Raw genomic sequence first — 887 nt, 5'->3', positions numbered from 1 at the left:
CATCTCAACGGCAAGCTCCCTGGGGAGCGAGAATCGACCGGGCATGTGTCCGGTCGAACTGAAACTCAGACTTGAAGGAATCATATTTGCGCAAGAAAGCAGCGATTATCGCTTCGCTCGCAGCCTTTGGCGTCCTTGCCGTCGGCGCCGGGCCAGTTCTCGCCGATGGGATGCCGCCGGGCATGCCCGACCTTGAACAGACGCTCAAGGCGAAGCCGGCGCCGGCTCGGTCCGACACGGCCCAGATGCAAGGAATGCGACACCGCGAAGTACGGATGCACGGTGAGATGATGCAGGACCATCGGATCGCTATGCGGGAGATGGGAACCCAGGACGGAGCCTCCCGCATGTTGCATAGGTCGCGGGGCGGTTGCTGACCCTGCATTAAGCCAGCTCCGACCACGAGGCTGGGCGGCCAACGACCGTGGCCTAGTTCAACCGCAGCTTTGGCCCGCCGTTCTCCCACGGCGGGCCAATTGGCTTTTGCACTTCGCTGCCGGCCGCCATCAAGCGGGATCATGAATTCGCTTGAACTTGGGCCATGGTCCACCCCGCACGATCCCGCTCATGCTTGTCGCGATCCAAAGCGGATTCGTAAGTTACGTATACAGACTGCGTCTCGCTAGCAGCATTGAAGCTTCGGAATTGCCGGGATCGGAACGTCGACCGGGCAACAGGACGAACACTCGGAGACCCTCAATGCGACAGACGACATTTCGCGCGGCGACCATCAGCCTCTTCGCGACGCTAACCTTCGCCGCCGGCACCGCTCTCGCCCAGTCGACGCCCGCGCCCGCGCAGACTGCGCCGGCCCATGCCCACCAGCAGGGCATGGATCATGGCGGGCAGCAGATGCACGATCAGATGATGAAGGATCATCAGGCCGG

At 62.5% G+C, this 887-nt stretch carries 1 protein-coding gene; it reads right to left on the bottom strand.

The genetic code is table 11. The features are described 5' to 3' along the window. Positions 1 to 80 precede the first annotated feature (80 nt). Positions 81 to 302 (bottom strand): hypothetical protein, encoded by a 222-nt coding sequence (locus BGN95_RS07175; RefSeq protein ID WP_062121690.1) that lies wholly within the window; start codon positions 300 to 302, stop codon positions 81 to 83. Between the last annotated feature and the right edge of the window lie 585 nt (positions 303 to 887).

The sequence above is a fragment of the Sphingomonas sp. 66-10 genome (assembly GCF_001897045.1).
GTDB lineage: Bacteria > Pseudomonadota > Alphaproteobacteria > Sphingomonadales > Sphingomonadaceae > Sphingomonas > Sphingomonas lycopersici.
Note: the sequence above shows the minus strand (reverse complement) of the source record. Positions and strands in the feature narration are given on the sequence as shown.